We start from the raw sequence: 2,562 nt of genomic DNA, 5'->3' as shown, positions 1-2,562 counted from the left end.
GAAGAGGGTGGAGGCGGTCCGCTTTAAGCATGCGAAGCACGGTGCCGGCGAGGCCATACGCGTCGCCCTGACGAAGACAACTGGCGAAGAACGACAAGAAGTGATCATGATTCAGGAAAAAGAACTGCGAGCTTTGGCGCAGGCCGAAGCCGCGATCGATGCGGTCCTGAAGGAGTACGGAAGAATTGGGATCGCTGCGGCGTCTAAAGTGCTTTGGCGGAAACTAGACGGTGCGCCATCATGAGTAAGACGCGCCATATTCTCAGTCTGTCTGGAGGTAAGGACAGCACGGCGCTAGCGATCTTCATGCGCGATAAGGTTGCCGACATGGAATACGTGTTCTGTGATACGTGCAAAGAGCTTGACGAGACCTACGAATACCTAAATCGGGTTGAGGCGTATCTAGGCAAGAAGATCGTACGCATCAATGCTGAGGCCGGTTTTGATCATTGGTTAAAAGTATACGGCGGGTACTTACCGGGACCAAACATGCGCTGGTGCACCAAGATGCTGAAGTTGAAGCCCTTTGAGAAGTACGTCGGGAATGATGATGTCGTTAGCTACATTGGTATACGGGCTGACGAGAACCGCGTTGGCTATATCAGCACCAAGCCAAACATCCGCGCGGTGTTTCCCTACAAGGAACACGGTATTGACTACGCGGGAGTGATGCGCATTTTACAGGACAGTGGTATCGGACTTCCTCCTTATCTGGAATGGGGCCGCACCCATTCCGGTTGTTACTTCTGTTTCTTCCAGAAACAGATTGAATGGGTTCGCCTACTTGAGAAATATCCCAAGCGATTTGCGGAAGCGGAAGCTTACGAGAAAATCAGCGATAAAGAGGGCAAGACATTCACATGGACCCAGGGGGTGCCGTTATGTGAACTGCGAAAGCCTGCGAATATCGAAGGCATTATCCAAAGGTGGACGGATGCCAAAAAGCGACGCCAGATGAAACGTGGTGACAGGAAACTGGTAGAGGTGTTTGCTGGCATGGAGAACGTAGTTGATGAGCGAGTTTCATGCCTGATTTGTCAGCTGTAGAATAAAGGGAGAATATGTAATGAGTTGGAATTGGATATCGAGCTCTCATCCCATATCGGATATTCGAGATTGGAGTAACACACAACGTCTTGAGATAAGACCAGACTTTCAAAGAAGGGAGGTATGGTCAGATGCCGCAAAGGTAATGCTCATGGATACAATTCTGAGAAACATACCGATGCCCAAACTGTTTTTCCAGGCAGTTGTTCGGAACGCGGATACTTACAGAATCGTAATTGACGGTCAGCAGAGGATTAAGGCAATTTTGGCTTTTCTTCACGATGGTTTCGTATTGGGAGAACCCTATAGCGGTCAATTTTTGAATTATAAATTCTCTGCACTCCCGCAGACGATCCAAGAGGAATTTCTGTCATATAGGATCGACGTCAACGAAATCCGGAATGCTTCTGATGACATTGTTCGTGATATTTACTCTAGAGTGAATAAGTATACGTTTGCGCTTAATAAGCAGGAGTTGCGAAGAGCGGATTATCCCGGCGAATTCCTTAGGCTTTCAGAACTGTTCGCAGAAGAAAACTTTTTTGAGGATGCACGGATCTTTACGTTGGCGAATAGCAAGCGCATGGGAGATGTAGAGTATGTATCCGAATTGCTCGCATCGCTTCTGTCTGGGCCCCAGGAAAAAAAAGAAACATTGGACGCCTTCTATCAGAGATTCGCCGAATGGGAAAGTGCTGATAAAGATGCCGTATCCACCCGGTTCCGCTCTATCCTGGCAGACTTGAATCAGATCTTTGATCCAATTGCCTTCCCTCTTTCAAAATCAAGGTTCAGACAAAAAGCGGATTTTTATAGTTTGTTTGCCGCAATTAACGATTGTCATCTGGCAGGGGGCATTTTGAATGCGCATTCGCTCGACTTGCTCCGTGAAGATTTGCGGTTTCTTAACGAGAACATTGAACCACAATCGCGGGCAAAACTTCTCTCCGAGTATGCAGTTAAGTGTGTATCTCAGGGTAATACGCTAGGCAGTAGAACATGGCGCCGTGATTTCCTTAAGTTTTTTCTGCACAGTGGATATTTTCACGCCCCGCCGCCTCAAAACGGTATTGAATATTTTCGGGACATTCTTCTTGACGGATATCAGGAACAAGATATGTGTCCCGCGCAGGAGTTGACTTGTCCGGTTTGCAATCGCGATTATCGTGATTATTTCTCAAAGGATAACGCCTTTTTGACATGGCCAATAACTTCCCTTGGTTATCAATTACAGAACGCCGTATTTGTTCATCGTGCCTGCAAAGAAGCAGCCCGGACGGGGTTTTTTGTTTGGGATGACGAAGTAGCAAGAAACTCAGATGACACTCCTAACCAGAATGTGTGAGAGTTTTTATGAGCATTTATTTGTATCTGGATAGTAAACGCGGCGAAGATTTCAGAGTCGCAGAGAGAGTCATGGCTGTTTCTGGGCAACATTATGAGATTGGAGATCGGATTGAGTGTGGAGGAAATGCGGTAGTTCATCGTTGTGAGGACACTATTACTGGAGACGAT

Annotated in this window: 3 protein-coding genes; all 3 read left to right on the top strand. The window is 47.2% G+C overall.

Translation table 11 applies throughout. The features are described from left to right. Window positions 1-244, top strand: a 244-nt coding sequence (locus WCO51_12275; protein ID MEI6514029.1) for a hypothetical protein, incomplete at its 5' end; no start/stop codon positions are given. Then, complete coding sequence (locus WCO51_12270) at window positions 241-1,047, top strand: phosphoadenosine phosphosulfate reductase family protein (protein MEI6514028.1); 807 nt, start codon at window positions 241-243, stop codon at window positions 1,045-1,047. The genes WCO51_12275 and WCO51_12270, both read left to right, overlap by 4 nt. 19 nt (window positions 1,048-1,066) lie before the next feature. Next, window positions 1,067-2,392 (top strand): DUF262 domain-containing protein, encoded by a 1,326-nt coding sequence (locus tag WCO51_12265; protein MEI6514027.1) that lies wholly within the window; start codon window positions 1,067-1,069, stop codon window positions 2,390-2,392. Window positions 2,393-2,562 lie beyond the last annotated feature (170 nt).

The organism is bacterium, from assembly GCA_037131655.1.
Taxonomy (GTDB): Bacteria; Armatimonadota; Fimbriimonadia; order Fimbriimonadales; family JBAXQP01; genus JBAXQP01.
This window is presented reverse-complemented; position numbering and strand designations above follow the sequence as displayed.